Consider the following 25022-nt stretch of genomic DNA (forward strand, 5'->3'; position numbering starts at 1 on the left):
CTTTTAGCTAGAGGGTTCGTTTTAATTCTAATTTCTTTAGTTTTATCACCTACCGATTTAATAGAAATCAATTAACAGCAAACCATAAATGACTAACTTAAAGAATCATTTTTTAAAAGCTGTCCTATTGGCTTTAGTGCTAACGGGATGTAAATCTGAAGAAAAGAAACCGGTTGCCGAAGCGGAAAGCCAACCAAAACCCAACATCGTCTTTATTTATATGGACGATTTAGGCTACGGAGACATGAGTGCTTACGGTGCTACCGAAATTTCTACCCCAAATATGGATGCCTTGGCAGAAGGAGGAATCAAGTTTACCAAGGGCTATGCCACTTCTGCGACCTGTACACCAAGCCGATATGCCATTCTTACGGGGAGGTATCCTTGGCGTAATGAAGATGCCAAAATATTACCGGGTACGGCACCGTTGATTATTGATACAGAACAATTGACGGTACCTAAAATGCTGAAAGCCGAAGGCTATGCCACGGGTATTGTGGGAAAATGGCATTTGGGGCTTGGTAATGGGAATGTTGATTGGAACCAAAGGGTTTCTCCGGGACCCAATGAAGTCGGCTTTGATTATTCTTACATTCTGGCTGCAACGCAAGACCGTGTGCCTACGGTGTATATTAAAGACGGCTATGTAGATGGCTTGGATCCTAATGATCCTATTTCGGTAGATTATAAAAATAATTTTGAAGGGGAACCCACTGGTTTGGACAATCCTGAGTTGACCACAATGAAATGGCATCACGGGCATAATAACAGTATCGTTAACGGCATTCCTAGAATTGGATTCATGAAAGGGGGTGAAGCTGCCAAGTGGAGCGATGTGGATATGGCAGATCATTTTTTGACCAAGGCCCAAGAATATGTGAGTAGTCATAAAACAGAACCTTTCTTTCTGTATTACGCCTTACAACAACCACACGTGCCTAGAACCCCACATCCACGTTTTAAAGGTAAATCGGGTATGGGGCCAAGAGGCGATGTCATTTTGGAAGCCGATTGGGTGATTGGCGAGTTTATGAAAACTCTTGAAAAAGAGGGTATTTTAGAGAATACCTTAATTGTATTTTCCAGTGATAACGGGCCTGTAGTCAACGATGGTTATTACGATGATGCCGAAGAAAAATTAGGCGACCATACCCCAGCAGGGGTTTTACGAGGTGGCAAGTACAGCCTTTTTGAAGCCGGCACACGGGTACCTTTTATGACCTATTGGAAAGGAAAGATCCAGCCAGGTGTTTCCGATGCCATGGTCTGTCAAGTAGACTTATTGACTTCATTGGCCAAGTTAGTAGGTAGTGATCAAAAGGGTGAAGATAGTAAAGACATTCTGTCTGCGTTTATGGGCGAAAGCAAACAAGGCAGAAATGAACTGGTAATCGAAGCTACTTCAAGAACCGCCTTCAGGCAAGGAGATTGGGCTATGATTCCCCCTTATAAAGGTGCCGCTATCAATAAGCAGGTTAATATTGAATTGGGTAACGATAGTGAATACCAACTATACAACCTGAAAGATGATATGGCCCAGCAAAATAATTTAGCTGCTGCCCAGCCTGAAAAGTTGCAACAAATGATCAAAGATTTTGAGGCAATTAGGGGCAAGGGTAATGGCGATGTGCAAGAGCTTGAGCTAAAGTAAAATAGTTTTTGAAAGAACAATACCCTGAACAATAGGTTGATACCTTGTTTGTTTGTTTGGGGCGTTTTTTTATTTCCCTCCGTTAGCTTGCAAGTCGGCCAGACACTGACTGTCAAATTCAGGAATACTTCCGCCGCTTAGCATGTTGATGAGCCCTTCACCTGTTTCTGCCGTCCAGTACATCAAACAGTTATCATCGGAGCAATGTCTACCGTGTTCTTCGTCTTGGTGGGAGGTTTGCATAGGTGTACCTGCATTGACCATTCCCAATAAATGTCCAAATTCATGGTTTAATACGGTGCTTTCCAATACCTCAAGGCTGGGACCAAAAGTTTGACCACTAAAGCTTTGTACGGTTTCTTCAAAAATGACGAAAGACGTGTTTCTATAAGCGATTCCTAAAACGGAACCATTTTCTGTGTTTTCGGCATATTCCCCATCTAAAAAAATACCAAAAACGGCCAAAGACTTATCTTCATTATATAATGTTCTAATGGAATCTTCCAGCGCCCGTATTTCTTGGGTAGTGTAGGTTTCCTTTCCTTGATACGCCATTGGTTTCATTTCAATGGATATGCCTTGGCTTTTGTGCAGACGACTGTTCAAGAAATTTTCGAAGTTTTCAATGGTTGCGTTCTCGGGTTCAAACCCTTTCACATAAAAAACTTCCAGCTTTAATTCATTATAGTTGGCATCACTCAATAAATCATTAGCAGAATCACCCACCGATTTTTTATTGACTGAGGTGTCAACTGTTTCCGTTTCACCTTCTTCGTTGACAATTTCCTTGAGTTCTTCGCTTTTATTGTTGTCCTTGGTGCATCCTAACCAAAAGCCAAAAGCGAATGCTATCAAAAAAACACGTGTTTTAAGTCCTGTAAACTTTTTCATGAACAAAGATTTGGTATTAGTTGCAACGAACTTTTGGGTGTTTTTGGTGTGATTTTGAAGGATATGTGTTCATATAAATGGATTTTTTTGCCATCTTTGTAAGATCATGAAGTTATAAGAATTATGAAATCCATAGATGTCACCGGGAAGTACTCGGATAAAAGTTGGTAATCTTCACCGGCTTGTTGGCATATTCTTCATACCAAATCATAATTCAACATCATGGGAAATCAGAACATTTCATTAAAAAAGTTATATCAATATTTCATTCTTTCCATTACTGGTAAAGATTTGGATTTTACGACAGGCAGTATCCGAAAAGCAATTTTTATGCTCTCCATCCCCATGATATTGGAGATGATGATGGAGTCCATCTTTGCCATTGTAGATATCGCTTACGTAAGTAAAGTTAGCGTCAACGCCGTTGCAACTATTGGTTTAACAGAGAGCGTTGTCACTTTAGTATATGCCGTTGCAATTGGCCTGAGTATGGCTGCAACCGCGATAGTGGCGCGTAGAATTGGTGAAAAAAATGTACATGGAGCGCGCGAATCGGCTGTACAAGCCATACTTTTAGGAGTTTTAGTTTCCATTATTGTTGGCATTATAGGAATCTTATATTCCAAAGAAATACTTGCCTTAATGGGGGCTGAGGCAGACCTGATAGAAGAGGGATATGGCTACACCCAATGGTTGCTGGGTGGCAATCTGACCATTCTGATGCTTTTTTTGATCAATGCCATTTTTAGAGGTGCCGGCGATGCTTCGATTGCCATGTGGGCCTTGGTTTTGTCAAACGGAGTCAATATTATTTTAGACCCTATTTTTATTTTTGGATGGGGGCCCATACCCGAATATGGGGTAAAAGGTGCCGCGATTGCAACAAATATTGGTAGGGGTAGTGCCGTTCTCTTTCAATTGTCGGTTCTTTTTTGGGGTTGGAGCCGAATTAAAATAGGTCTAAGGGATATTTCGGTTCGCTTAGGGGTTATGTTTAATCTAATAAGAGTCTCCCTTGGGGGAATAGCCCAATTTCTAATCGGAACTTCCAGTTGGGTATTTCTAATGCGGATTATGTCAGAATTTGGTAGCGAAGTGCTAGCAGGCTATACCATTGCTATTAGGGTGATGCTATTTACCTTAATGCCTTCATGGGGTATGAGCAACGCTGCAGCTACCTTGGTAGGGCAAAATTTAGGAGCAAACCAACCTGAAAGAGCAGAACGCTCCGTTTGGATTACGGGTAAGTACAATGCCTATTTCATGGGGGCGGTGTCCCTTATTTATATTTTGTTCGCTTATGATATCACCGCATGGTTCAATAAGAATCCTGTTGTGGTAGAAAACGGGGGGCTTTGTTTGCAGATAATGGCGGCAGGCTATATTTTTTACGCCTACGGAATGGTGGTTACCCAAGCATTTAACGGTTCTGGCGATACCCGAACACCTACAAAAATCAATCTGGTAGCATTCTGGCTGTTTCAATTACCATTGGCTTATCTCACCGCAATTACGTTTGAAATAGGAGCGTTGGGCGTTTTTATAGCCATAACAACGGCCGAGGTGCTTTTGGCCATAATTTCAATCATCTGGTTCCGAAAAGGCAATTGGAAAAAAGTTCAGGTATAATTTTAATAAATTTGTGCTTCTGAAAATTTAATCTTTTGGAGGCTCTTTTAAGAAGTGTGATTTTGAACCAATCTTGATGCATAGCTCAGGGTAAACAGCAATAAATTAATGAAACTAGATATATTGGCTTTTGGCGCGCATCCTGATGATGTAGAACTGGGTGCAGGTGCTACCATCGCAAAAGAAATCGCCAACGGTAAAAAAGTAGGTATTGTCGATTTGACGAGAGGGGAATTAGGTACTAGGGGCAGTGCGGAAATCAGGGATAAGGAGGCCCAGAAAAGTGCCGAAATTTTAGGTGTTTCTGTGAGGGATAATTTAGCCTTTGCCGACGGATTCTTTAAAAATGACAAGGAGCATCAACTGGAGATTATCAAAAAAATAAGACAGTACCAACCTGAAATTGTACTTTGTAATTCCGTTAGAGATCGTCATATAGACCATGGTCGAGGAAGCAGTTTGGTGAGCGATGCCTGTTTTTTAAGCGGATTGATAAAAATTGAGACCCGGTTAGAAGGTGAGTCAGAGGTGCAAAAACCATGGCGGCCTAAAGTTGTCTATCACTATATTCAATGGCAAAATATTGAACCCGATTTTGTGGTAGATGTTTCCGGTTTTATTGATGTGAAAATGAAGGCTATTTTGGCCTACAGCTCTCAATTTCATGACCCAAATAGCAAAGAGCCCGAAACACCCATCAGCAGTAAAAACTTTTTGGATAGTATTGATTATCGTGCCCGCGATCTTGGTCGTTTGATTAATACGGAACACGCAGAGGGGTTTACAGTGGAACGAGTAGTGGCAATAGATAAGCTTAACGACCTTATCTAAGCAGTTTTCTTGTAAGTGGTTTTGGATTTGGGTACAGTGAAATGAAAGGTACTTCCTTTTCTTTCCTTACTGTTTACCCAAATTTTTCCATTGTTCTCCTCTACCATTTCCTTGCAAAGACTTAGTCCTAATCCAGTGCCTTTTTCGTTATTGGTACCGTAGGTAGTAACGTTGGAGCTTTTATTAAAAAGTTTATTGATCACTTCTTGACTCATACCCACTCCTGTATCCCTTATTGATATTTGCCATTGGTCATTTTTCTCTATGCTAGAGATTGTAACCATTCCATTTTCCGGGGTAAACTTGAGAGCATTACTAATTAAATTTCTAATGACAATATCAATTTGATTGGCATCTGTCCAAGCGGTTGTATTGGGGTTCAAGTGGCTAATTAATCGTATGCTTTTATTGTCTGCAGTTTCTGATAGTAAATGAAGATTTTCGTTTACAATAGTTTGCAAGTCTACAGATGTTGGTTTTGTTATGAGCCCGTTCATTTGGCTTTGGCCCCAGGATAAGAGGTTGTTTAGGGTAAAAGAGATATGGTCTATATCGTGCCTTAATTTTGGAACGAATCCCATGAACTCTGCTTGACCAATATCACCATCCTTAAGATATTTCAATAAACTTTGAAAGGCACCGATCGGGCCTCTTAAATCATGCCCGATGATAGAAAATAAACGGTCTTTGGTTTCATTGATCTTTCTAAGTTCCAGCTCTCTTTTTTCCAAGTCCTTGGTCTTGTTTTGTAATTCTTGGTACAGACTTTTTTGAATTTTTTCACCTCTACGCATCAATAAGGTAACTGCTAAAAAGATGACCAAAATGGCCAAAGAGAGATAAACGTACGTTTTTTGTGAGGCTAACTCTTTTTTATTTTTTTCAATTAATTCCATTTTTTGCCTATCATGCTCCATTTTGGTTTTTAGCATGTTTAGGCTGATTTTATTCTCGTTTCGGGATAGGGTATCTAGAAGGGTCTGGTATATTTCATGATATTTTAAAGCTTCTTCAAAATTGCTTTTGTTCTTATGAAGCTTGTAGAGTGTTAAAGCACACTTTTTCTTACCCTCCATAAATTTTATCTTATGCGATATGGCGTTTGCCTCAAGTGCATACTTTTCACTTAAGGTATCATTTTCAAGCCCAAGATAGGCTTCTGCCATTCCGTTGAAGAGGTCTATTTTTCCTCTCGGGTCATCAAGGTTTTGATGCAACATTTCACTCTGATTGTACCAGTGTAGTGCCCATTTATATTTTTTTTCCTTTAGATAAATTTTTCCTTTTATCTCATAGGCGTAAGCTAGCCAATCCATCACCTTAAATTCTTCAAAGGCCCTAATACTACTGTTAATATTAAACATAGCATAGTCTAGCTTGTTAATATCGGCGTATAATGAGGCAATATTACTCATGCTTTCTGCAGATACCACATCATCACCAATACGTTCGTTGATCTCTAATACATCTTCGTAAAATTCTAAAGCTTGATCGTAATCTTTCTGGTTGATATAAAGATGGGCCACATTTTCGCTCATGGCGGAAAGCTGAATTTCTGAATTGGTTTCTTTGGCCAAATCAATTCCCGCAAGGTAATATTTTAAGGAATTGGTATAATCGCCTTTATAGGAGTACTCAACAGCCAAACTATTTTGGGCTTCCAATGTTAATGTATTGTTGACAGTAAGTTGGCTGGTTTTTAAAGCTTTTTGAAAATACTCGATAGCCTTGTTATGCTGACCCTTGTCTGAATAATAGTCTCCTAAACCTAAGAGTGCGTTGCTTTCCCCCGACTTAAAATTACTTTCCTTACTAAGCTTTAGGGCTTGGTTCGCTAATAGAAGTAAGCTATCTGATTTGTAGAAACGTTGAGCACTGGCCAAATTGTTCAGCAAATTGATATAAATGGTATCCGTTTTGGAGAAATTAGGCTTGAGTTTTAGTTCGCTTAATTTGTCTTCTAAACTGTCTATGGAGTTATTCTGTGCCGTACCCAATACGCCAAAAAGCAAGAATACCACAAGAATAAATTCCTTTATTCTGCGCAGAAGTAAGCTGTTTTCTTTTAGCGTCTTTTGACGATGCATGATTTGGCCTTAAATTCATCACTAAAGTAGTATTAGAAAGCACCTGGTTTTAAATTTATGTTGTGAAATGTCAAAAAATGTGTGTTTGGTCGGTTGGGAAGTGTATTTCATCGATCATTTTGATTGTCTTGTAAGACTAATGTAATCCAAATGAACATGTTAGAAGTTAAAATGGACGTAATGGAGATTACCATAAAATAACATAGATTTTATTTTGAAAGATTGTTTAAAAAAAATTACCTTTGCCACCGCTTGCAAATAATGGATGGCTTCTGATATTTAATCACAAGTCTTTAAGATATATTTGGAGCACTTGAGATTACATGGTGGTTGTAGCTCAGCTGGTTAGAGCGCTTGATTGTGGTTCAAGAGGTCGCCGGTTCGAACCCGGTCTTCCACCCATTATAAAAGTCCTGTTGAAGAACAGGACTTTTTTGGTTTTAGTTACTAAAAAAGCCCTGCCATAATTTGGCAAGGCTTTCTGTTAAGGCGCTAATTTTTTACTTGGTTGCTTTGTCCACAACTATCCTTTGTTCCCTATTGGCTATTTCCCAAGCTGTGTGAAATATTAACCTTGTTCTATTTTCCAATAAATCATAATTGATTTTGTCTGGAGTATCACTTGGCCTATGATAATCATCATGGGTGCCATTAAAATAGAAGATGATTGGGATATTGTTTTTGGCAAAATTGTAATGGTCGCTTCTATAGTAAAAACGATTGGGGTCGTTCTCATCATTAAAAGTATAATCCAATTCTATCTGTGTATATTTTTTGTTTACTTCTTCGGAAAGTTCGTGAAGTTCCGTACTCAATTTATCGGAACCAATTAGATAGATATAATTTCTTTCACCCACCCTTTTTGGGTCTATTCTTCCGATCATATCAATATTAAGGTTGGCCACGGTTTGTTCCAAGGGAAATAAAGGTTCTTCATCCGTATAAAACCTTGATCCCAACAATCCTTTTTCTTCACCGGTAACATGTAGGAAAACAATGGAACGTTTTGGGCCATTACCCTCATCCGCAGCAGTTTTAAAAGCTTGGGCTATTTCAAGTAATGAAACAGTGCCCGAGCCGTCATCATCTGCTCCATTATTAATCTCCCCATCCGGTGTGACCCCTATATGGTCCAAATGAGATGAAATAACTACATATTCATTAGGTTTTTCAGAACCTTTAAGAACTGCTACTACGTTTTCAGAATCCACTAAATCATTGTTGCTGGCAACGTCTAGTACTAAGGGAATGGATAGTTGTCTCTGTTTGTTGTCCGAACCAATCTTGGGCAATAGTGCTTTGGCTAGACCCGTATTTATAAGAAAAGTGAAGAAAGGTTCGGCTTCATTGCTTACCAAATCCATCCGCCCGCTTTCATTGCCTTTCATCCATTCATACCTACTTTTAAAGCGAGGGTAATTCAACGGATCATAATAAAGAACTCCTTTAGCTCCCTTACTTGTGGCCAGTTCCATACGTTTTCCCATGGATTCTGACATGTTGCTCCATATAGATTTTTGAGAAGTACCCGTTACCAAATAATTTCCTTGGGAATCAACGGGTTCCCCAGATTTGATAAGTACGATCTTTCCCTTGATATCTAAATCTTTATAATCCGAATAGTTCTCGGTTTCAATACCAAAACCTGCATAAACCACCTTATTGAACTCCCCTTGGGCTTTGGAAAAAGTCAGGAATTCTTCGCCTAAGTGAAATTCCTTTCCGTTAGCAGTAATGGTACCCACTGGTAATTGACTAACTTCTAAAGGTACTTTTTGAAAATAATCGCCATCACCTTTAGCTGCTGGAATCCCTAACCTTTCATATCTCTCCTTAAGAAATTCAATGGCCTTTTTTTGCCCTTCCTTTCCAGTTTCGCGCCCTTCAAACTCATCGGAGGCATAGATATACAAATCTTCCTTTAGCTCTGCCTCGGTAATGGTTGTAGCGTATGCTTCAACATCTTTAGCAGCATTTGCCGTCTTGTTTTCCGTGGTACTTGAAATTGTCGTTTGTGAAGAGTTGCAGGCCATAACGAGTCCGAAGGCCAGCGTAGTCAATTTTTTCATGGTTTAATGTTTACCGTTAAATAGGGCAGGATTGGGTAATAATTCCATTAGATAGCCTACCTGTTTCTTAGTTTATCTATAAAATAAGAGCAAACTAAAATTTCACAAAAATAGGTAAATCCTTTAGATTTTATTCGTACATCGTTCAATTTAAATGTAGGCTCTTTAACAATTTTTGGTAACTTCAGCCTCGTTCAAAAAATTCAACCTAATCCTTAAATTTTCATGAAAGCTACTAAGTTATTAATCGCCACTTTTATCTCGGGAATCTGTCTTTTAAGCTGTAAGGAAACCAAAAAGGAACAATCAATTGAAACCCTAAAAGAAGAAATGGAAGAAAGTAAATTATCACATGAATTAAACGTCAAAAATTTTGAAACGGTCATAGAGGGGGATTCCGTCAAGTTGTACACGTTAAAAAATAATAACGGAATGGAAGTGACCATTACCAACTATGGTCAAAGACTTATTTCACTCCATGCACCCGACAAGAATGGAAATTTTAAAGATGTGGTATTGGGCTTTCCGCATTTGGATAACTACAGGGCTAAAAAAAATTATTACGGTGCAACTATAGGGAGGTACGGTAACCGGATAGCCAAAGGTAAATTTACTATAGATGGTACCACCTACGACTTGGCCATTAACAATAATGAAAATCACCTGCATGGAGGAATCAAAGGTTTTGAAAGTGTTGTTTGGAATGTAGATGAGGCAAAGGAGGACTATATTGTTTTCTCCAGAACATCGCCTGATATGGAAGAGGGATATCCCGGTAACTTGAAAGTAAGCGTACGGTACGATCTTACCAATGATAACGAATTAAAAATCTTTTATAAGGCCGAGACAGATAAACCAACCTTTATAAATCTTACCCATCATTCATTTTTTAATTTAAAGGGAGAGGGTAACGGAAATGTGACAGACCATATAATGATGATCAATGCTGATGGATTTACGCCTGTGAATAGCGGACTTATTCCCACCGGGGAAGTTGTAAAAGTTGAAGGAACACCTTTTGACTTTACACAGCCGAAGCCCATTGGTAAGGATATTGAAGAGGAACATGAACAGTTGAAATTTGCCAACGGCTATGATCATAATTTTGTGTTGAACGAGGAACCAAAAAATTCTGAAGGATTGGTTTTGGCTGCAAAGGTAGTGGAGCCGGAAAGTGGGCGTACCATGGAGGTTTATACAGATGAACCCGGGGTTCAGTTTTATGGAGGCAACTTTTTAACCGGTGCCGATATTGGTAAGAGTGGAAAGCCCTACGTTTTTAGAGGTTCTTTTTGTTTGGAGACACAACATTTTCCTGACTCACCCAACCAACCCAATTTTCCAAGTACAAGACTAGACCCGGGAAGGACCTATACATCTACTTGCGTGTATAAATTTGGAGTGGAGTAAAAAATCTAGCGAAGGAGTTTCTAGAAAGTGTCTTAGATTATTCAAAAACTGGATAAATTGATATTAAGTTGATAATATAGTATCAATTTGGGCTAACTTTAGTAGAAGTATCCTCTTTTGGATGGTCTAATTTTGTGGGATAACAACTAAAAACAAGCTGTATGAAATTTGAATGGAAAGGTGTAATGCCAGCAATTACCACCAAATTTACCGAGAAGGATACGTTGGACATGCCCATGTTCCTAAAAAATATTGAGGCTCAGATAGAAGCAGGTGTAAGTGGTATTGTTCTAGGAGGTTCATTGGGAGAGGCCAGTACGCTTACCAGGGAAGAAAAAAAGGTGTTGATCAGGGAAACCTTAGGAGCTGCCAATGGTAAGATTCCTGTAGTGATGACCATTGCAGAACAAACAACCGCTACTGCTATTGAAGTTGCGAGGGAATCACAAGAGGCCGGTGCAGATGGTTTAATGGTGTTGCCTCCAATGAGATATAAATCAACCGATTTGGAAACGGTCACTTATTTTAAGGACATAGCTTCCCAAACAGATTTGCCAATTATGATTTACAATAACCCTGTAGATTATAAAATTGAAGTTACGGTAAAAATGTTTCAAGAGCTCATGGAAATGGAGAATATTGGTGCTGTGAAGGAGTCTACACGGGATATAATAAATATTGGAAGGTTGCGAAACCAATTTGGTAATGATTTGAAAATTTTAACCGGTGTAGATCCCTTGGCTTTGGAAAGTCTTTTGGCAGGAGTCGATGGATGGGTTGCAGGCTTGGTTTGCGCTTTCCCAAGGGAAACGGTCGCTATTTATAAATTGGCCAAAGCAGGAAGAGCGCAAGAGGCCCTGGAAATTTATCGATGGTTCCTTCCTTTGTTGGAATTGGATATTAGCCCGCAATTGGTTCAGAATATAAAATTGGCCGAAGTTGCTACGGGTATAGGTACGGAGTACGTTAGAAAGCCCAGATTGCCATTGCAGGGAAATGAAAGACAACGTGTCTTAAAGGTGATTGAGGATAGTTTAAAAACACGTCCTGAATTACCGGATTATAAAAACTTAACCACTATGGCTTAAAGCGACAGTAAGGTGTTAATTGATAAAATATTAATAGAGCCAGGTCTTGACAACTTAATGTTTTAATGGTAGCTTTCAATCTTTTACTTAGAACTACAAAACAAAGAACATGATCACCGGAAAAAACTATGTGGGAAATGAGCTTTCGGGCCAAGGAACATCTACTTATAAGACCTTTAATCCTGCGGAAAATATAGATACGGAGTGGGAGCTACTGGAGGCCACGGGAGAAGAGATTGATAATGCGGCCAAAAAAGCAAGCGATGCTTTTTTGGAGTACAAAAACTTCTCTGGAGCCAAAAAAGCCGAGTTTTTGAAAGCGATTGCCAATGAAATTGAAGCATTGGGAGATGAGCTTATAGATACCTATTGTAAGGAGTCCGGTTTGCCTGCGGGCAGGGCCAAAGGAGAACGAGGAAGGACCATGGGGCAATTAAGAGCATTCGCTACACTTTTGGAAGAAGGTTCATGGGTTGAGGCAACGGTAGATACGGCCCAACCGGATAGGCAGCCACTTCCTAAGGTGGATATTCGTAAAATGTTGGTTCCTATGGGGCCTATTGCCGTTTTTGGTTCCAGTAATTTTCCGTTGGCATTTTCTACAGCAGGTGGTGATACCGCAAGTGCCTTGGCTGCAGGTTGTCCCGTAATCGTTAAAAGTCACCCCATGCATGCAGCTACAGGAGAATTAGTGGCGAGTGCCATTATTAAGGCGGCACGGGCGACAGGGATGCCAGACGGTGTTTTTTCTAATTTGAACAGTAGCGGTATAGAGGTCGGAAAAAAATTGGTTTTGCATCCCGCCATTAAGGGTGTAGGTTTTACCGGAAGCATCAAAGGGGGAATGGCACTTTACGATCTGGCTCAGCAACGTGATGAGTCTATTCCGGTTTTTGCAGAAATGGGGAGTGTTAACCCAGTGGTAGTACTACCGTCCGCTTTGAAAGAAAATGGTAGTGATTGGGCCCAAAAGTACGCCGGTTCCATTACTTTGGGTGCTGGTCAATTTTGTACCAATCCAGGGCTTATTTTAGGTATAGAAGGCGAAGAGTTAAATTATTTTATCAAAGAGCTAGGTAGTTCTATTGAAAAGTTGGACCCTACGTGTATGCTGCACCCCAACATTCACAGAAATTACGAAAAAGGTAAAGAGGAACTTTCCAACCAAGGAGGTGTAGATCTCGTAGCGGAGTTTACCAAGGAAACGAATCCTAATTTTGGAAAGCAAAAGGTTTTGACTATTGCAGGTTCCAATTTTTTGGATAACCCCAAGCTACATGAAGAAGTTTTTGGGCCGTTTAGTATTGTGGTAAGATGTACGGATGAAAATGAACTTACTGCGGTAATCGGTCGTTTGGAAGGACAATTGACCGGTACAATTTTGGGTAGTGCCTCGGAATTCGAAGCTTTTTCCAGAACCCTAGCGACCTTACAATCTAAAGTTGGCCGACTCATTTTTAACGGGGTGCCAACGGGCGTGGAGGTCTGTCCATCCATGCATCATGGAGGTCCTTTTCCGGCAACCAGTGACAGTAGGTTTACTTCCGTAGGTACTTCTGCCATTAAAAGGTGGGTACGGCCCGTATCCTTCCAAAATTGGCCACAAGATTTCTTACCGGAAGCTTTAAAAGACGATAATCCGCTAAAAATCATGCGAATTTTGAATGGAGAACATACCAATGCTACAGTTTCATAAATTCTGATATCAGGTTACGCCTATGGCCAAATCTGTTTTTTCTTGTATAGATGCCCATACTTGCGGTAATCCAGTGAGAGTTATTGCAAAAGGTGGCCCTGAGCTAAAAGGGCGTAACATGAGCGAAAAAAGGCAGCACTTTTTGCGTGAATTTGATTGGATCCGTAAGGGTCTTATGTTCGAGCCTCGAGGTCATGACATGATGAGCGGTAGTATTTTCTATCCACCGAGCGATCCCAAAAATGATATGGCCATCTTATTTGTGGAAACCAGTGGCTGCTTGCCTATGTGTGGTCACGGAACCATAGGCTCCATAACTATAGGCTTGGAAGAGGGACTAATAACACCCAAAATTCCAGGGGTTATTAAAATGGAAGCTCCGGCGGGATTGGTGGAAATTGAATACCAACAGACCGGAAATAAAGTGGATTGGGTCCGATTGAAAAACGTAAAATCCTTTTTGGCTGCTTCCAATCTGGAAATTGATTGCGAAGCTTTGGGAAGCTTAAAATTTGATGTATCCTATGGTGGTAATTTTTACGCTATTGTAGACCCACAGGAGAATTTTGAAGGTATTCAGCAATATTCCGCCAGTGAATTGATACGGTTTAGTCAAGAAATACGGGAGAAAATCAACCGAAAATACCCCGACAAGTTCATTCATCCAGAAGATAAGACTATAAATGGGGTAAGCCATATGCTATGGACGGGGACAACCCTTTCTCCAGATGCCACAGCCCGTAATGCCGTTTTTTACGGGGATAAGGCCATTGATAGGTCGCCCTGTGGTACCGGAACTTCTGCAAGAATGGCGCAATGGCATGCCAAAGGTCTCCTTAAAATGGGCGAAGATTTTGTGCATGAGAGTTTTATTGGGTCTCAATTTGTGGGTAGGGTAGAAGAGGAAACAACAATAGCGGGCCAACCTGCCATAATCCCAAGTATACAGGGGTGGGCAAGAGTGTATGGCTACAATGAAATTAGTATTGATGATGATGACCCATACGCGTTTGGGTTTCAGGTAATTTAGAAAGAAAAGCGTTTGAGTAAGAACATTTTAATTATTGGTGGCGGAATATCCGGATTGTGTTCTGCTTATTTTTTACAAAAGGAAGGTCATCAGGTTACGGTTATAGATGCGTCCGATATTACTTCCGGAGCTTCCTTTGTTAATGCCGGTTTCATAACGCCAAGCCACATAATTCCCTTGGCAAGCCCCGGTATGATTGCAACTGGTATTAAAATGATGTTCAATTCCGCTAGTCCCTTTTATATGAAACCTAGGTGGGATATAGACTTTTTTAAATGGGCATGGAGTTTTCATAAATCTTCTACTGCTAAAAAGGTCGAAAAAGCTATTCCCGTAATTAAAGACATAAATATCATCAGTAGGGAACTATTCCAGGATATAAAATCCTCGGGTGATTTGGGGGAATTTCAATTGGAGCGAAAAGGGCTCTTAATGTTGTATCAAAGCGCAGAAGCGTATGAGAAGGAGCGTAAAGTGGCCAAGAGAGCGGCAGATTTAGGTCTTGAGGTATCTGAATTGGATAAAAGCGGACTTTCAAAAATAGAACCCAACGTACAAATCGATGCAAAAGGAGCTATTAATTATGAATGTGACGGACATACAACCCCTACTCAAATTATGCCCAAGCTGGTCTCTTTTTTAAAGAGTGTTGGAGTTGAAATTAGGACCAAAGAAACCGTACAGGACCTAGAAATTTTAGGAACTAAAATAAGCCATGTTCGCACAAATAAGTTCAGCTATGAACCAGATGAATTAGTAATGGCGGCAGGAGCTTGGAGCGGCTTGGTTGCTAAAAAAATGGGGATTAAATTGCTCATGCAAGGCGGTAAAGGATACCGAATAAATGTGGAGCGGTCTACGGGAATTGGTATGCCGGCCATTCTTATGGAGGCAAAAATGGCGGTAACCCCAATGGTTGGCTTTACAAGGTTTGCAGGTACTATGGAATTTTCCGGGAATAATAGTTTGGTAAGAAAAGAAAGGGTGAGAGCGATAGCCAATGGGGCCCAAAAATTTTATCCTGATTTAAAAATATCACAGGAGGAAACCGCTTCTGCTACCACAGGATTGCGACCAGTAACTCCTGACGGATTACCCTATATTGGTCGCTCCTCAAAAGTTGATAATGTTGTATTTGCTACCGGTCATGCTATGATGGGCTGGAGTCTAGGGCCGGCTACAGGAAAATTGGTTTCAGAAATCATTGATGGAAAAAAAACGGCTATGAAAATTGGCGCATTTTCCCCAGACCGCAAATTTTAGGCCGGTTGTATTAAATCCCAGAGGTTTCCGTATAGGTCTTTAAAAACTACGACAGTTCCATAATCTTCCGTTCGTGGATTTTCGGTAAATTCTATGCCTTGGCTAGTCATTCTATTGTAGTCCTTCCAAAATTCTTTGCTCTGCAGAAATAGGAAAACCCTGTTTCCGGCTTGTTTTCCAATGGTTTTCAATTGCTCTTCTCCTTCGGCCTTGGCCAAAACAAGTTTAAAACCGTTATTTGCTTCCGGAGCAACGGTTATCCATCGTTTATACTCGCCTAAAGCAATGTCTTCCATCAGCCTAAAACCTAGCTTTTCAACAAAGAAATGAATTGCTTCTTCGTATTCCTTTACCAGAACTGTAACTTGAAAAATGGACATTTAAAAGTCTTTAAAATGTGTTTTTTTTACTTCCTCCCATTCGGCTTTCAAAATACCATAACAGCAAGTGTTTCGCTTAAATCCATCTAATAAATATACATTTTCACGTAAAATACCTTCAAGCACACCTCCTAATTTTTCAACTGCTTTACGAGAGCGCATATTTCGTTCATCTATGCGGTATTCCACCTTTTCAAAACCCATCTCATCGTACGCATGGTTCATCATCAAGAATTTCATATGGGAGTTCAATCCTTTTCCTTGATACTCCCTGCCAATCCAAGTAGAGCCAATGTGCAGTACCTTATTTTTCCAGTCTATGTTCATAAACCTTGTTGCACCGGCGAATTCTTTGGTTTCTTTGTCAAAAACGATAAATGGGATACTGGTTTTGTTCTTTTGTTGTTCCAGGGCTATTTCTACATATTTTTTAAGGGAACTTGGTTGTTCAATATCCGATGGAGAATATTGTACCAATTTTTCTTGTGAGGCAATGGGAATGAGCTTTTGGTAATTTTCCAAGGTGAGGGGAGAAAGTCTTACACGGCTATCCTCTAAGGTAAAAGATGCTATCATATCACCAGATTGTTTATGAGTTCTTTTTTTACTTCGTGCTTTCCGTCAAAGATAATTTGCTGGGCCTGTTCTCCAAAAAGCATTTTTAGTTTTTCATTTTCCTTTTGAAGTCGGTCTTCATCTAAATACTCGTCCTCATTGCCAATGAGGGCCGTTATTTTTGTTTTATGCTTTTTAAGAAAATGAAAATTAGTGGGTGTGAGTTCATTGGGTATGCCGCCAGCATATAAAATTAATTGTTCGCATTTAATTTTTCTGCTCGCTACCCATCTAGTAGCGATGGAAACCCCCTGGGAAAAGCCCAAAACAATAAGATTTTTGTTACTGGGCAAATGTTCTTCTTCCATAACGGCGTCTATATAACGTAACACATTTTGGGTTTCCCTTACAGTTTCCTCTTTGGTAAGCCAACTAGCCCCCACATGCTTATATTGATTGTTGAGATAATATTTTGACGGTGCCTGTGGCGCTATGATGTAATTTTTCTCCGGTGGCAGTCCATTAAAATACGTGATGAAATACCGGCTTAAAAAACCCAATCCGTGGAATACGATCCAAATATTTTGGGTTTCAGAAGTAAGTTCGTTAAGTGTTAGATATGAATTGGTGCTCGTATAGGAAACCAAGCGTTCTTTTTGGGACATAGTTAAAAACTGTGTGATTAGGTGAATGCTAAAACTAGCCTATTGCTTAATTTTACCAAAAATATGATTTATGGAAGGCTACAAAGAAAAAATCCTCAAAGTTTGTAATAACTCTTCAAAAAACACCTTGATGGAGACCTTGAAAATTGAGTATACGGATGTAGGGGCGGATTTTCTTATTGCGAAAATGCCGGTAACTCCAGAGGTGCATCAACCAGATGGGGTTTTGCATGGAGGAGCTATGGTAGCACTTGCCGAGAGTGTGGGTAGCATGGCCTCTTATATATTCTTGGATGCCCAAAAATTTGCAATAAGGGGGATAGAGATATCCGCTAATCATGTAAAAAGTGTGAGGGACGGCGAGGTATTTGCCAAAGCCACCATACTTCACAAGGGTAGGACCACGCAAGTTTGGGATATTAGAATTACCAATGCTGAAGGTAATCTTGTTTCCATTTGCAAATTGACTACCATAGCTTTGGAAAAGAAGTAATGACGACTACCAATTTTTTTTCTAAAATTGAAGAACACCTAGAAAGGAAATTACCTTTGGTGGCATATCGTAAGCCAAAGGAGACCATTGTAAATTGCATAACTCAGAATGATGATCAATTGCATTTGGTTCGTGATTTTACGGAAAGTGGTTTTGTTTTTGCCCCCTTTTCCAGCAAAGGTGAGGTAGTTTTAATCCCTTCGGGTGACTTTTTTCATCTGCCTGATTTTGATTTGGACCAAGTAGTTTTTAAAGGAGAAAGTACTTCTACTGTTCCTCAAATGCCTTCTGTAAAAGAAAACTATCTCCAGTCGGTAAGAAAGGCCATCAAAGAAATTGACAATGATCGTTTTCATAAAGTAGTACTTTCCAGGAGCATAGAAATTGAAATTGGTACATCACCTATAGAATGGTTCAAACGTTTGTTAAAAACCTACACCAATGCTTTTTGTTATTTGTGGTATCATCCTCAGGTGGGTTTATGGTTGGGCGCCACTCCAGAAATTTTGCTCTCGACCATTAACGATAGGTTTACCACAATGTCTTTAGCGGGTACACAGACCTTCAAAGGTGATTTAAATCCCAAATGGGGCCATAAAGAGATTGATGAGCAAAAATTGGTCACAAAGTTTATATTGGAAGCGCTAAAAGAAAAGGTAGGTTACTTAGAGGAAGGAAACTTGGAGACAATTAAGGCAGGTAATTTAATGCATTTGCGCACCAAGATAACAGGAAAGCTGAAAGATAATCTTAAGGAGGTTTTGAAGGCATTGCACCCCACACCTGCGGTAGGGGGATTGCCAAAAGAACCGGCCGTTAGGTTTATTCAGGAACAAGAGAATTACAACCGGGAGTTTTACACCGGATATTTGGGTGAGCTTAATCTTAGAACCTCTAGGCAGCGTAGTGCAAGAACTAATAATCAAGAGAACCAAGCATACCGCTGCATTACCAAAAAAAATAACCTTTTTGTTAATTTAAGGTGTATGCAGCTAAAAGATTCCAAAGCCTTGATTTATGTAGGGGGTGGAATTACTAAAAATTCCGTTCCGGAAAGGGAATGGGAAGAAACCGTAGCTAAAAGCAAAACCATTTTAAGTATTTTATGAGGACGTTGGTAAGCTAGGTAGACGTGTTGTATTTTTGTAAAAGATGATACACTCCAGCATACCCGCGGCACAATTGGTAGTACAACACTTCAAGGCCAAAAAAATTAAGAATATTGTCATTTCTCCCGGTTCTAGAAATGCTCCTTTGATTATAGGTTTTACCGAAGACCCTTATTTTAAATGTTTTAGTATTGTTGACGAAAGAAGTGCCGCTTTTTTTGCCCTGGGCATGGCGCAACAATTACAGGTGCCTGTTGCTACTTTGTGTTCTTCCGGTAGCGCCCTTCTTAATTATTATCCGGCCATTGCCGAAGCATACTATAGCGGAATTCCCTTAGTAATTATTTCTGCGGATAGGCCGCCGTATAAAATAGACGTAGGTGATGGACAGACCATACGGCAAGACCATGTTTTTCATAGGCATATTGGTTATTCTGCCAATCTGAAACAAGATGTTTCGCATTGTGTTTCTCGGGTTGAGAAATATGCCCCTCAGTGGTTGGAGAATGGCACGGTTGAAGAAAATCAGGATAAGGTAAAGGCGTATAACGATTCTGAATTGAACAAGGCTTTAAATGTAGCGCTTCAAGTAAAGGTGCCAGTGCATATTAACGTGCCCTTTGAGGAACCGCTGTATGACCGTTTGGAGGGTCCTTCAACCACCGCCCTAATAGTGTTACCGGAAGCGAAAGAGGATGAAAATTTCCTTTCAGGTGATTTGTTGGATACTTGGAACGCAGCTTCGAGAAAAATGGTTTTGGTGGGCGTTCATCCGCCCAATGCAGTTGAACAGCAACTATTGGACAAACTTGCAGCGGACCCATCGGTTATTGTATTAACGGAAACCACCAGTAATTTACATCACCCAAGGTTTTTTTCAAGTATCGATAGTATTTTGGCACCTATTGAGAAATCGGCCAACAAAACGGAATTATTTCAAAAATTACAACCTGATATTTTGTTAACGTTTGGGGGCTTGGTTGTTTCCAAGAAAATTAAGGCCTTTCTAAGGGACTATAAACCCCAACATCATTGGCACGTAGACGAGGTAAAGGCCTTCGATACTTTTTTCGCTTTAACCAAGCACATTAGAGCTTCTGCAAATGAATTTCTTAGAAATTTTATTTCGGAATCAAAAAACGTGAATAGTGATTATTTTGGGTTCTGGAATACAAGAAAAGTCAGATTTGAAGTAAAAAGATTGGAGTATTTGAATCAAATACCTTTTTCAGATTTTTCGGCCTTTAAACAGATTATTGAAACAATTCCAAGGGGAAGTCAAGTACACCTCTCCAATAGCTCTACTGTAAGGTATGCACAACTTTTTCCGTTGCACCCTTCCTTGAAAGTGTATTGTAATAGAGGAACAAGTGGTATAGATGGAAGTACTTCTACTGCCGTAGGAGGGTCCATTTGTGAACAAGACCCCACATTGTTGATTACAGGGGACTTAAGTTTTTTCTATGACAGTAATGGACTTTGGAACAATTATATTAAACCGGATTTTAGGGTAATCCTTGTCAACAATAGTGGAGGGGGAATATTCAGAATCTTACCCGGGAAGGAAGAAACCGGTAATTTTGAGACATTTTTTGAGACCTCCCATCACATGAACGCTGCCCATTTAGGTGCGCAATTCGGTTTTCAACATATTATGGTTAACAACGAAGAGGATTTGCAGAAAAACTTAGAAATTTTCTATGAAAAATCCGATTCGCCTAAAATTTTGGAGGTAGTTACCCCTAGATTATTGAATAACAAAATTTTGCTCGGTTATTTTGATTTTATATCTTAGGCTAAATATTAACCAATAATTATTTTAGACACTAACTATTATGAGTAAAAGAGACGACTTAATCGCTAAGTATGCAGAGGACATTAAAGATAAATTTGGAGAAACTCCAGATATGGATCTTTTAACCAAAGTAACTGTTGGTCTTGGTCCTGCCATTTACAACATTGATGCTTCTAAAGTTTCTGGTGGTGATGAAAAAGAGCTAGAAACCGTTAAGAAGAATTATTTGATTAAAAAGTTGGGATTGGCAGATGACCCAAAATTAATGGATGCTATAAAATCTGTGATGGATAAGTACGGTTCTTCTAATAGAAATAAGCATAGGGCCGTTGTATACTATCAACTTTGCAAACATTTTGATAAGGCTTCTATTTATAATTAATAGAAAGACATTAGATAAAAACCGCCCAGGACATAGTTTTGGGCGGTTTTTTTATACCCCAATATTTAGACTACTTTTGCAAAATGATAGAACTGGGAAATTATAATGAGCTTGAGGTCCTGAGAGACACAAGTGTAGGGCTGTTTTTGGGTAGCAAAACGGGTACGGAAATATTATTGCCCAATAAATATGTGCCCAAGGGTACGGATATTGGAGATACCCTTAACGTTTTTTGCTATTTGGACCATGAGGAAAGGCCCATAGCAACAACCTTGACTCCCACGGTTTTAAGAAATAAATTTGCATTGCTAAAGGTTGTGGAGGTAAACAAAATTGGTGCGTTTTTAGATTGGGGGCTTGAAAAACATCTATTGGTACCATTTAGTGAACAACGGGATAAGATGAAGGAAGGACAATGGTATGTAGTGCATTGCTATATGGATGAGGTTTCATTTAGACTCGTAGGCTCCAATAAGCTCAATAAATTTCTGAACAATGATACGCTAACCGTTCAAGAGGAAGATAAAGTAGAACTATTATTTACCAGATTGACGGATTTGGGCTGGGAGGTCATCATCAATGACCAACATAAAGGACTCGTATATTCCAATGAAATCTTCAAGAGCGTAGGAGTTGGAGATCGAATGCCCGGTTTCATCAAAAAAATTAGAACAGATAATAAGATAGATGTTTCTATTCAGCCTTTGGGTGAAAAGATACTAGAACCCGCGGCAGAAGCCATTTATAAAAAATTAAAGGATAATGGAGGGTATTTACCGCTTCATGACAAATCCGCTCCCGAAGAGATAAAAAGAGAACTTCAAATGAGTAAGAAAACTTTTAAAAAGGGAGTAGGTACTTTATATAAGGCTCGAAAGATTGAATTAAAAGGTGATGGGATTCAAATTATCTGACTTTAAATTTCCACTTTCAAATTGGTTTGTAGGTGTCTGTAAATCAGTTAAGTATTTACGTTTCTCAACACTTATTGCATTATTGGCAACAAAATGAAATATTTTTGCAACATTCGAAACGTGTATTTCATCGATCTTTAGCTATTTTGGTTAACTTTAACACATGAACCCCGTAAAATTATTGGTATATGCCATTTATTGAAGAAAGCGATCTCTTAGAATTGCATAAGGATATAGATAAAGCGCAAATAATCAATGAACGTCTTCTTGATCAAATCAAGTTTAAAAACAGGGAAATTAAGAGGAGTAAACTTCAGAGGAACCTTTTGGCCGGTGTTACGGGCATTTTTTTGATAGGGGCCTTGATTATTTTTTCTTTTAGTGCAGGAAGAAGTGTTTCCAACAATTACGAAAGCCCAAGCAACCTTTTGGTTTCAATAGATAGCTTAGACGCCATTAAATCAAGAATAGATAATTTGAAGCAACAAAATGAGGAGCTGAGCTTGGTTAGGGAATTTTATCTGGCCAAGAAGTTTTTGGAAAAGGAAAAAATATATTCAGTTCAGGTAAAGTCCTTTGTTGATAATAATATGACTTTGGCATCAGAGGCTTTGACCAATACATTGTTTGTTAAGACCAATCCTTTCTATTCGTATTCCTTAGGAAATTTTGAAACCTTGAAAGAAGCCCAAAATTTTAGGCAGCAATTGGTTGATTTGGGTTTTAACGATGCTTTTGTAGCCTCTTATAAAGACGGTAAAAGAATACAAATTGAAGATCCAAATTAGGTTTGACAAAATTCAAGGCGTGGGTCAATGCCGCAAGGCTGCGAACGTTGCCACTTTCAGTATCTGGAATATTAGTTGGGACGGCATTAGCAGGATATTACGGTAGTTATGACGGAAGTATCCTTTTTTGGTCTATATTGACAACCATAGCCTTTCAGATTACCTCCAATTTCGCAAATGATTACGGAGACGGTGTAAAGGGAACAGATAATGAGGATAGAATAGGGCCAAAGAGAGCTTTACAAAGTGGAATTTTGGGACGTAAGGAATTGAAAAATGGTATTATAATTTCAATTCTAATTGATATTATGTTGGTGTTGATATTGGTTTATCAGGCTTTTGGTCTGGAGAACATATTTTACCCATTGCTTTTTATTTTTCTGGGGGGACTTAGTATTTGGGCGGCCATAAAATATACGGTAGGTAATTCTGCCTACGGGTACAGAGGTTTGGGAGACCTTTTTGTCTTCCTTTTTTTTGGCATACTGGCCGTTTTGGGGTCCATGTTTCTTTATACGAAGGAAATTACAGTGCTTTCAATATTGCCAGCGATTGCGATAGGAGCGTTGAGCACGGGGGTATTGAATCTTAATAATCTAAGAGACTTTAATTCTGATAGCAAAGCGAATAAGAAGACAATGGTGGTTAAAATGGGGCTTGAAAAAGGAAAACGGTACCACTATTTTTTATTGTTGATAGCCTTTGTTTGTGTGGCGCTTTTTAACTTTTATGCTTTCAAAGGATTTTATATCTTATTGCCTTTAATCGCGTTTATACCGGTGTTCATACATTTGATGAAGGTATATAAAATTAAAAGACCGGAACTATTTGACCCTGAATTGAAGAAACTTGCCTTGAGTACCTTTTTTTTAGCGGTATTGCTTTACGTAAATTGTAATATTTTTTTGTAAATTTAGATTATAAACCTACTAAATACTACCCATTTTGGAACAACCAATTAAAATATTAATCGTTGAGGACAATGTAATTATTGCAGATGATATGCAATCCATGCTCGAAGAAATCGGGTATGAGATTGTAGATAATGTAATAGTTTACGAACAAGCGGAAGAAGTTCTTAAAAATCAGCATGTAGATTTGGTGCTGATTGATATTATCTTGGCTTCGGACAAAACGGGAATCGATTTAGGAAAGCATATTAGGGAGAATTACGACATTCCGTTCATCTTTGTTACTTCCAACTCAGACCGTGCTACGGTAGAAAATGCCAAAACTGTAAAACCAAATGGATATTTGGTAAAGCCATTTGAGCAGCAAGATTTATATACTTCTATTGAAATTGCATTATCCAATTTCACACGCTCAGGAAAAACAGCCGCTCCCGCACCGGAAACCAACGAAGATGTGCCAATGTCCAATACGGTTTTAAAAGACTCTATTTTCGTCAAGAAACAACATCTATACTACCGTATTCAGTTTAGTGATATCATGTTCATTAAGGCAGATAACGTTTATTTAGAAGTAAATACAATAGACAAGAAATTTTTGGTAAGGTCCCCCTTAAAGGATTATCTAGAAAAGTTGCCGCAAAATCAATTTTATAGGGCCCACAAATCCTACATTGTGAATGTGGACCATATAGATGCCATCAACTCCAAGGATATTATGATAAAAGATACCCTTATTCCTATTTCAAAAGATTTTAAAGAATTTATCATATCTGCGATGAATTCTTAATTAATATTTATTTAAAAAGTTTAAAAGGAGCCTTCAAGGCTCCTTTTTTTGATTTAACAATCTTCACAACAGTTTTTGTCACTTTCACAACATACTTTTTTGGTTTAAGCGGAGTCTGTATACTTTAGTATTATAATTAAGCAACAATAGTTGTCAATCTTTTAAATAATTTTTCATTTTCATATAGTGTTCTCTTAAAAGAGCCTGTTCTACGAACAAGGCTCTTTTTTATTTTGTTTTATTCCAATTTGTCGCTGTAATCTATTTTTGATACTGGTGTAAATAGCTATTTTACTTAGGTTGACAACAGAAAATGGTCATTACACAACAATGTAAAGTATTACTATAAGAACAAATGATACATTTGGATTTCTGGGGCAGATCTTATTCAAAGGTCATTTATTGTACATAATATTAGCATAGGACATTGTCAAGTATTTTCTTCTCCGGAAATAAGATGATTAGGCTTTAGTAGTCTTACTGTTTAAAAGAAATTTATCTTGCGGATAAATTATGTATTTCATCTTTTTATTTTTGTTGTTTGTTCAATAAGAAATGAGGAAATTAGTAGTGAACAATTAATGTTGAGCCAAAACAA

General features: G+C 38.9%; 22 protein-coding genes and 1 tRNA gene. 17 read left to right on the forward strand and 6 right to left on the reverse strand.

What is annotated here, in order from left to right; all coding sequences use genetic code 11:
* Window positions 1–88: 88 nt before the first annotated feature.
* On the forward strand, window positions 89–1651 hold the full coding sequence (locus IL355_RS15425) for a sulfatase family protein (RefSeq protein ID WP_192463009.1): 1563 nt from the start codon (window positions 89–91) through the stop codon (window positions 1649–1651).
* 69 nt (window positions 1652–1720) lie between these two features.
* On the opposite strand, the gene IL355_RS15430 is transcribed toward IL355_RS15425, so the two are convergent.
* Window positions 1721–2542: a membrane metalloprotease gene (locus IL355_RS15430; RefSeq protein WP_225621276.1), complete on the reverse strand. Its 822-nt coding sequence runs from the start codon at window positions 2540–2542 to the stop codon at window positions 1721–1723.
* A gap of 222 nt (window positions 2543–2764) precedes the next feature.
* On the opposite strand from IL355_RS15430, the gene IL355_RS15435 reads away from it, so the two are divergent.
* Window positions 2765–4171, forward strand: coding sequence for an MATE family efflux transporter (locus IL355_RS15435; protein WP_192463010.1), 1407 nt, complete (start codon window positions 2765–2767; stop codon window positions 4169–4171).
* Window positions 4172–4279: 108 nt separating this feature from the next.
* The gene (bshB1, locus tag IL355_RS15440) at window positions 4280–5002 is read left to right on the forward strand and encodes a bacillithiol biosynthesis deacetylase BshB1 (protein ID WP_192463011.1); all 723 of its coding nucleotides are present in this window, start codon (window positions 4280–4282) and stop codon (window positions 5000–5002) included.
* On the opposite strand, the gene IL355_RS15445 is transcribed toward bshB1, so the two are convergent.
* Window positions 4999–7089 (reverse strand): tetratricopeptide repeat-containing sensor histidine kinase, encoded by a 2091-nt coding sequence (locus IL355_RS15445; protein ID WP_192463012.1) that lies wholly within the window; start codon window positions 7087–7089, stop codon window positions 4999–5001. The two genes, bshB1 and IL355_RS15445, sit on opposite strands and share 4 nt — an antisense overlap.
* A 325-nt stretch (window positions 7090–7414) precedes the next feature.
* Between IL355_RS15445 and IL355_RS15450 the strand changes: the two genes are divergently transcribed.
* Window positions 7415–7490: transfer RNA gene (locus tag IL355_RS15450), tRNA-His, on the forward strand.
* 99 nt (window positions 7491–7589) lie between these two features.
* Here the strand turns inward: IL355_RS15450 and IL355_RS15455 are convergent.
* Window positions 7590–9158, reverse strand: a complete 1569-nt coding sequence (locus IL355_RS15455; protein ID WP_192463013.1) for a M28 family metallopeptidase — start codon at window positions 9156–9158, stop codon at window positions 7590–7592.
* Between the two features lie 225 nt (window positions 9159–9383).
* Here IL355_RS15455 and IL355_RS15460 point away from each other — a divergent pair, with 225 nt between their 5' ends.
* The 5 genes from IL355_RS15460 (at window position 9384) to IL355_RS15480 (ending at window position 15645) form a co-directional block, all read left to right on the forward strand.
* Complete coding sequence (locus tag IL355_RS15460) at window positions 9384–10568, forward strand: aldose epimerase family protein (RefSeq protein ID WP_192463014.1); 1185 nt, start codon at window positions 9384–9386, stop codon at window positions 10566–10568.
* A 161-nt stretch (window positions 10569–10729) separates the two neighbouring features.
* Window positions 10730–11656, forward strand: a complete 927-nt coding sequence (locus IL355_RS15465; RefSeq protein WP_192463015.1) for a dihydrodipicolinate synthase family protein — start codon at window positions 10730–10732, stop codon at window positions 11654–11656.
* A 109-nt stretch (window positions 11657–11765) separates the two neighbouring features.
* A complete protein-coding gene (locus IL355_RS15470; RefSeq protein WP_192463016.1) occupies window positions 11766–13352 on the forward strand; it encodes an aldehyde dehydrogenase (NADP(+)) in 1587 nt (528 codons plus the stop codon).
* A 22-nt stretch (window positions 13353–13374) separates the two neighbouring features.
* Window positions 13375–14382, forward strand: a complete 1008-nt coding sequence (locus IL355_RS15475) for a 4-hydroxyproline epimerase (RefSeq protein ID WP_192463017.1) — start codon at window positions 13375–13377, stop codon at window positions 14380–14382.
* 12 nt (window positions 14383–14394) lie between these two features.
* Window positions 14395–15645, forward strand: a complete 1251-nt coding sequence (locus tag IL355_RS15480) for an NAD(P)/FAD-dependent oxidoreductase (protein WP_192463018.1) — start codon at window positions 14395–14397, stop codon at window positions 15643–15645.
* Here the strand turns inward: IL355_RS15480 and IL355_RS15485 are convergent.
* Genes IL355_RS15485 through IL355_RS15495 form a run of 3 tightly spaced genes read right to left on the reverse strand, consistent with a single transcriptional unit; the run spans window position 15642 to window position 17245 of the window.
* On the reverse strand, window positions 15642–16025 hold the full coding sequence (locus IL355_RS15485) for a VOC family protein (protein ID WP_192463019.1): 384 nt from the start codon (window positions 16023–16025) through the stop codon (window positions 15642–15644). The genes IL355_RS15480 and IL355_RS15485 overlap by 4 nt on opposite strands.
* Window positions 16026–16601, reverse strand: a complete 576-nt coding sequence (locus IL355_RS15490) for a GNAT family N-acetyltransferase (protein WP_192463020.1) — start codon at window positions 16599–16601, stop codon at window positions 16026–16028.
* Complete coding sequence (locus IL355_RS15495; RefSeq protein ID WP_192463021.1) at window positions 16598–17245, reverse strand: alpha/beta hydrolase; 648 nt, start codon at window positions 17243–17245, stop codon at window positions 16598–16600. The genes IL355_RS15490 and IL355_RS15495 overlap by 4 nt, the downstream gene beginning before the upstream one ends.
* 70 nt (window positions 17246–17315) lie before the next feature.
* Between IL355_RS15495 and IL355_RS15500 the strand changes: the two genes are divergently transcribed.
* The 8 genes from IL355_RS15500 (at window position 17316) to IL355_RS15535 (ending at window position 24424) form a co-directional block, all read left to right on the forward strand.
* Window positions 17316–17738: a PaaI family thioesterase gene (locus IL355_RS15500; RefSeq protein ID WP_192463022.1), complete on the forward strand. Its 423-nt coding sequence runs from the start codon at window positions 17316–17318 to the stop codon at window positions 17736–17738.
* Window positions 17738–18847 carry a chorismate-binding protein gene (locus tag IL355_RS15505; protein ID WP_192463023.1) on the forward strand — a complete coding sequence of 370 codons (1110 nt, stop codon included), beginning with the start codon at window positions 17738–17740 and terminating at the stop codon, window positions 18845–18847. Before IL355_RS15500 ends, IL355_RS15505 begins: the two co-directional genes overlap by 1 nt.
* Window positions 18848–18890: 43 nt before the next feature.
* Window positions 18891–20642: a 2-succinyl-5-enolpyruvyl-6-hydroxy-3-cyclohexene-1-carboxylate synthase gene (menD, locus tag IL355_RS15510; RefSeq protein WP_192463024.1), complete on the forward strand. Its 1752-nt coding sequence runs from the start codon at window positions 18891–18893 to the stop codon at window positions 20640–20642.
* Between the two features lie 40 nt (window positions 20643–20682).
* A complete protein-coding gene (locus IL355_RS15515) occupies window positions 20683–21024 on the forward strand; it encodes a DUF2853 family protein (protein ID WP_187458141.1) in 342 nt (113 codons plus the stop codon).
* Window positions 21025–21107: 83 nt separating this feature from the next.
* Window positions 21108–21938 carry a CvfB family protein gene (locus tag IL355_RS15520; protein ID WP_192463025.1) on the forward strand — a complete coding sequence of 277 codons (831 nt, stop codon included), beginning with the start codon at window positions 21108–21110 and terminating at the stop codon, window positions 21936–21938.
* 188 nt (window positions 21939–22126) lie between these two features.
* Entirely contained in the window at window positions 22127–22726 is a 600-nt protein-coding gene (locus IL355_RS15525) for an SPOR domain-containing protein (RefSeq protein ID WP_192463026.1), read from the forward strand.
* 2 nt (window positions 22727–22728) lie between these two features.
* Complete coding sequence (gene menA / locus IL355_RS15530) at window positions 22729–23637, forward strand: 1,4-dihydroxy-2-naphthoate octaprenyltransferase (RefSeq protein WP_192463027.1); 909 nt, start codon at window positions 22729–22731, stop codon at window positions 23635–23637.
* A 34-nt stretch (window positions 23638–23671) separates the two neighbouring features.
* Window positions 23672–24424 carry a LytR/AlgR family response regulator transcription factor gene (locus IL355_RS15535; RefSeq protein WP_192463028.1) on the forward strand — a complete coding sequence of 251 codons (753 nt, stop codon included), beginning with the start codon at window positions 23672–23674 and terminating at the stop codon, window positions 24422–24424.
* Window positions 24425–25022 lie beyond the last annotated feature (598 nt).

The organism is Euzebyella saccharophila (assembly GCF_014855495.1).
GTDB classification, from domain to species: Bacteria; Bacteroidota; Bacteroidia; order Flavobacteriales; family Flavobacteriaceae; genus Euzebyella; species Euzebyella saccharophila.

Bases quoted from the DNA above. Each gene is read 5' to 3' on its own strand.
- IL355_RS15460 (WP_192463014.1), top strand. From the start codon at position 9,384: ATGAAAGCTACTAAGTTATTAATCGCCACTTTTATCTCGGGAATCTGT.
- IL355_RS15490 (WP_192463020.1), bottom strand. From the start codon at position 16,601: ATGATAGCATCTTTTACCTTAGAGGATAGCCGTGTAAGACTTTCTCCC.
- IL355_RS15520 (WP_192463025.1), top strand. From the start codon at position 21,108: ATGATAGAACTGGGAAATTATAATGAGCTTGAGGTCCTGAGAGACACA.
- IL355_RS15430 (WP_225621276.1), bottom strand. From the start codon at position 2,542: ATGAAAAAGTTTACAGGACTTAAAACACGTGTTTTTTTGATAGCATTC.
- menD (WP_192463024.1), top strand. From the start codon at position 18,891: ATGATACACTCCAGCATACCCGCGGCACAATTGGTAGTACAACACTTC.
- IL355_RS15465 (WP_192463015.1), top strand. From the start codon at position 10,730: ATGAAATTTGAATGGAAAGGTGTAATGCCAGCAATTACCACCAAATTT.
- IL355_RS15500 (WP_192463022.1), top strand. From the start codon at position 17,316: ATGGAAGGCTACAAAGAAAAAATCCTCAAAGTTTGTAATAACTCTTCA.
- IL355_RS15505 (WP_192463023.1), top strand. From the start codon at position 17,738: ATGACGACTACCAATTTTTTTTCTAAAATTGAAGAACACCTAGAAAGG.
- IL355_RS15515 (WP_187458141.1), top strand. From the start codon at position 20,683: ATGAGTAAAAGAGACGACTTAATCGCTAAGTATGCAGAGGACATTAAA.
- IL355_RS15435 (WP_192463010.1), top strand. From the start codon at position 2,765: ATGGGAAATCAGAACATTTCATTAAAAAAGTTATATCAATATTTCATT.
- bshB1 (WP_192463011.1), top strand. From the start codon at position 4,280: ATGAAACTAGATATATTGGCTTTTGGCGCGCATCCTGATGATGTAGAA.
- IL355_RS15495 (WP_192463021.1), bottom strand. From the start codon at position 17,245: ATGTCCCAAAAAGAACGCTTGGTTTCCTATACGAGCACCAATTCATAT.
- IL355_RS15455 (WP_192463013.1), bottom strand. From the start codon at position 9,158: ATGAAAAAATTGACTACGCTGGCCTTCGGACTCGTTATGGCCTGCAAC.
- IL355_RS15425 (WP_192463009.1), top strand. From the start codon at position 89: ATGACTAACTTAAAGAATCATTTTTTAAAAGCTGTCCTATTGGCTTTA.
- IL355_RS15470 (WP_192463016.1), top strand. From the start codon at position 11,766: ATGATCACCGGAAAAAACTATGTGGGAAATGAGCTTTCGGGCCAAGGA.
- IL355_RS15525 (WP_192463026.1), top strand. From the start codon at position 22,127: ATGCCATTTATTGAAGAAAGCGATCTCTTAGAATTGCATAAGGATATA.
- IL355_RS15445 (WP_192463012.1), bottom strand. From the start codon at position 7,089: ATGCATCGTCAAAAGACGCTAAAAGAAAACAGCTTACTTCTGCGCAGA.
- IL355_RS15485 (WP_192463019.1), bottom strand. From the start codon at position 16,025: ATGTCCATTTTTCAAGTTACAGTTCTGGTAAAGGAATACGAAGAAGCA.
- IL355_RS15475 (WP_192463017.1), top strand. From the start codon at position 13,375: ATGGCCAAATCTGTTTTTTCTTGTATAGATGCCCATACTTGCGGTAAT.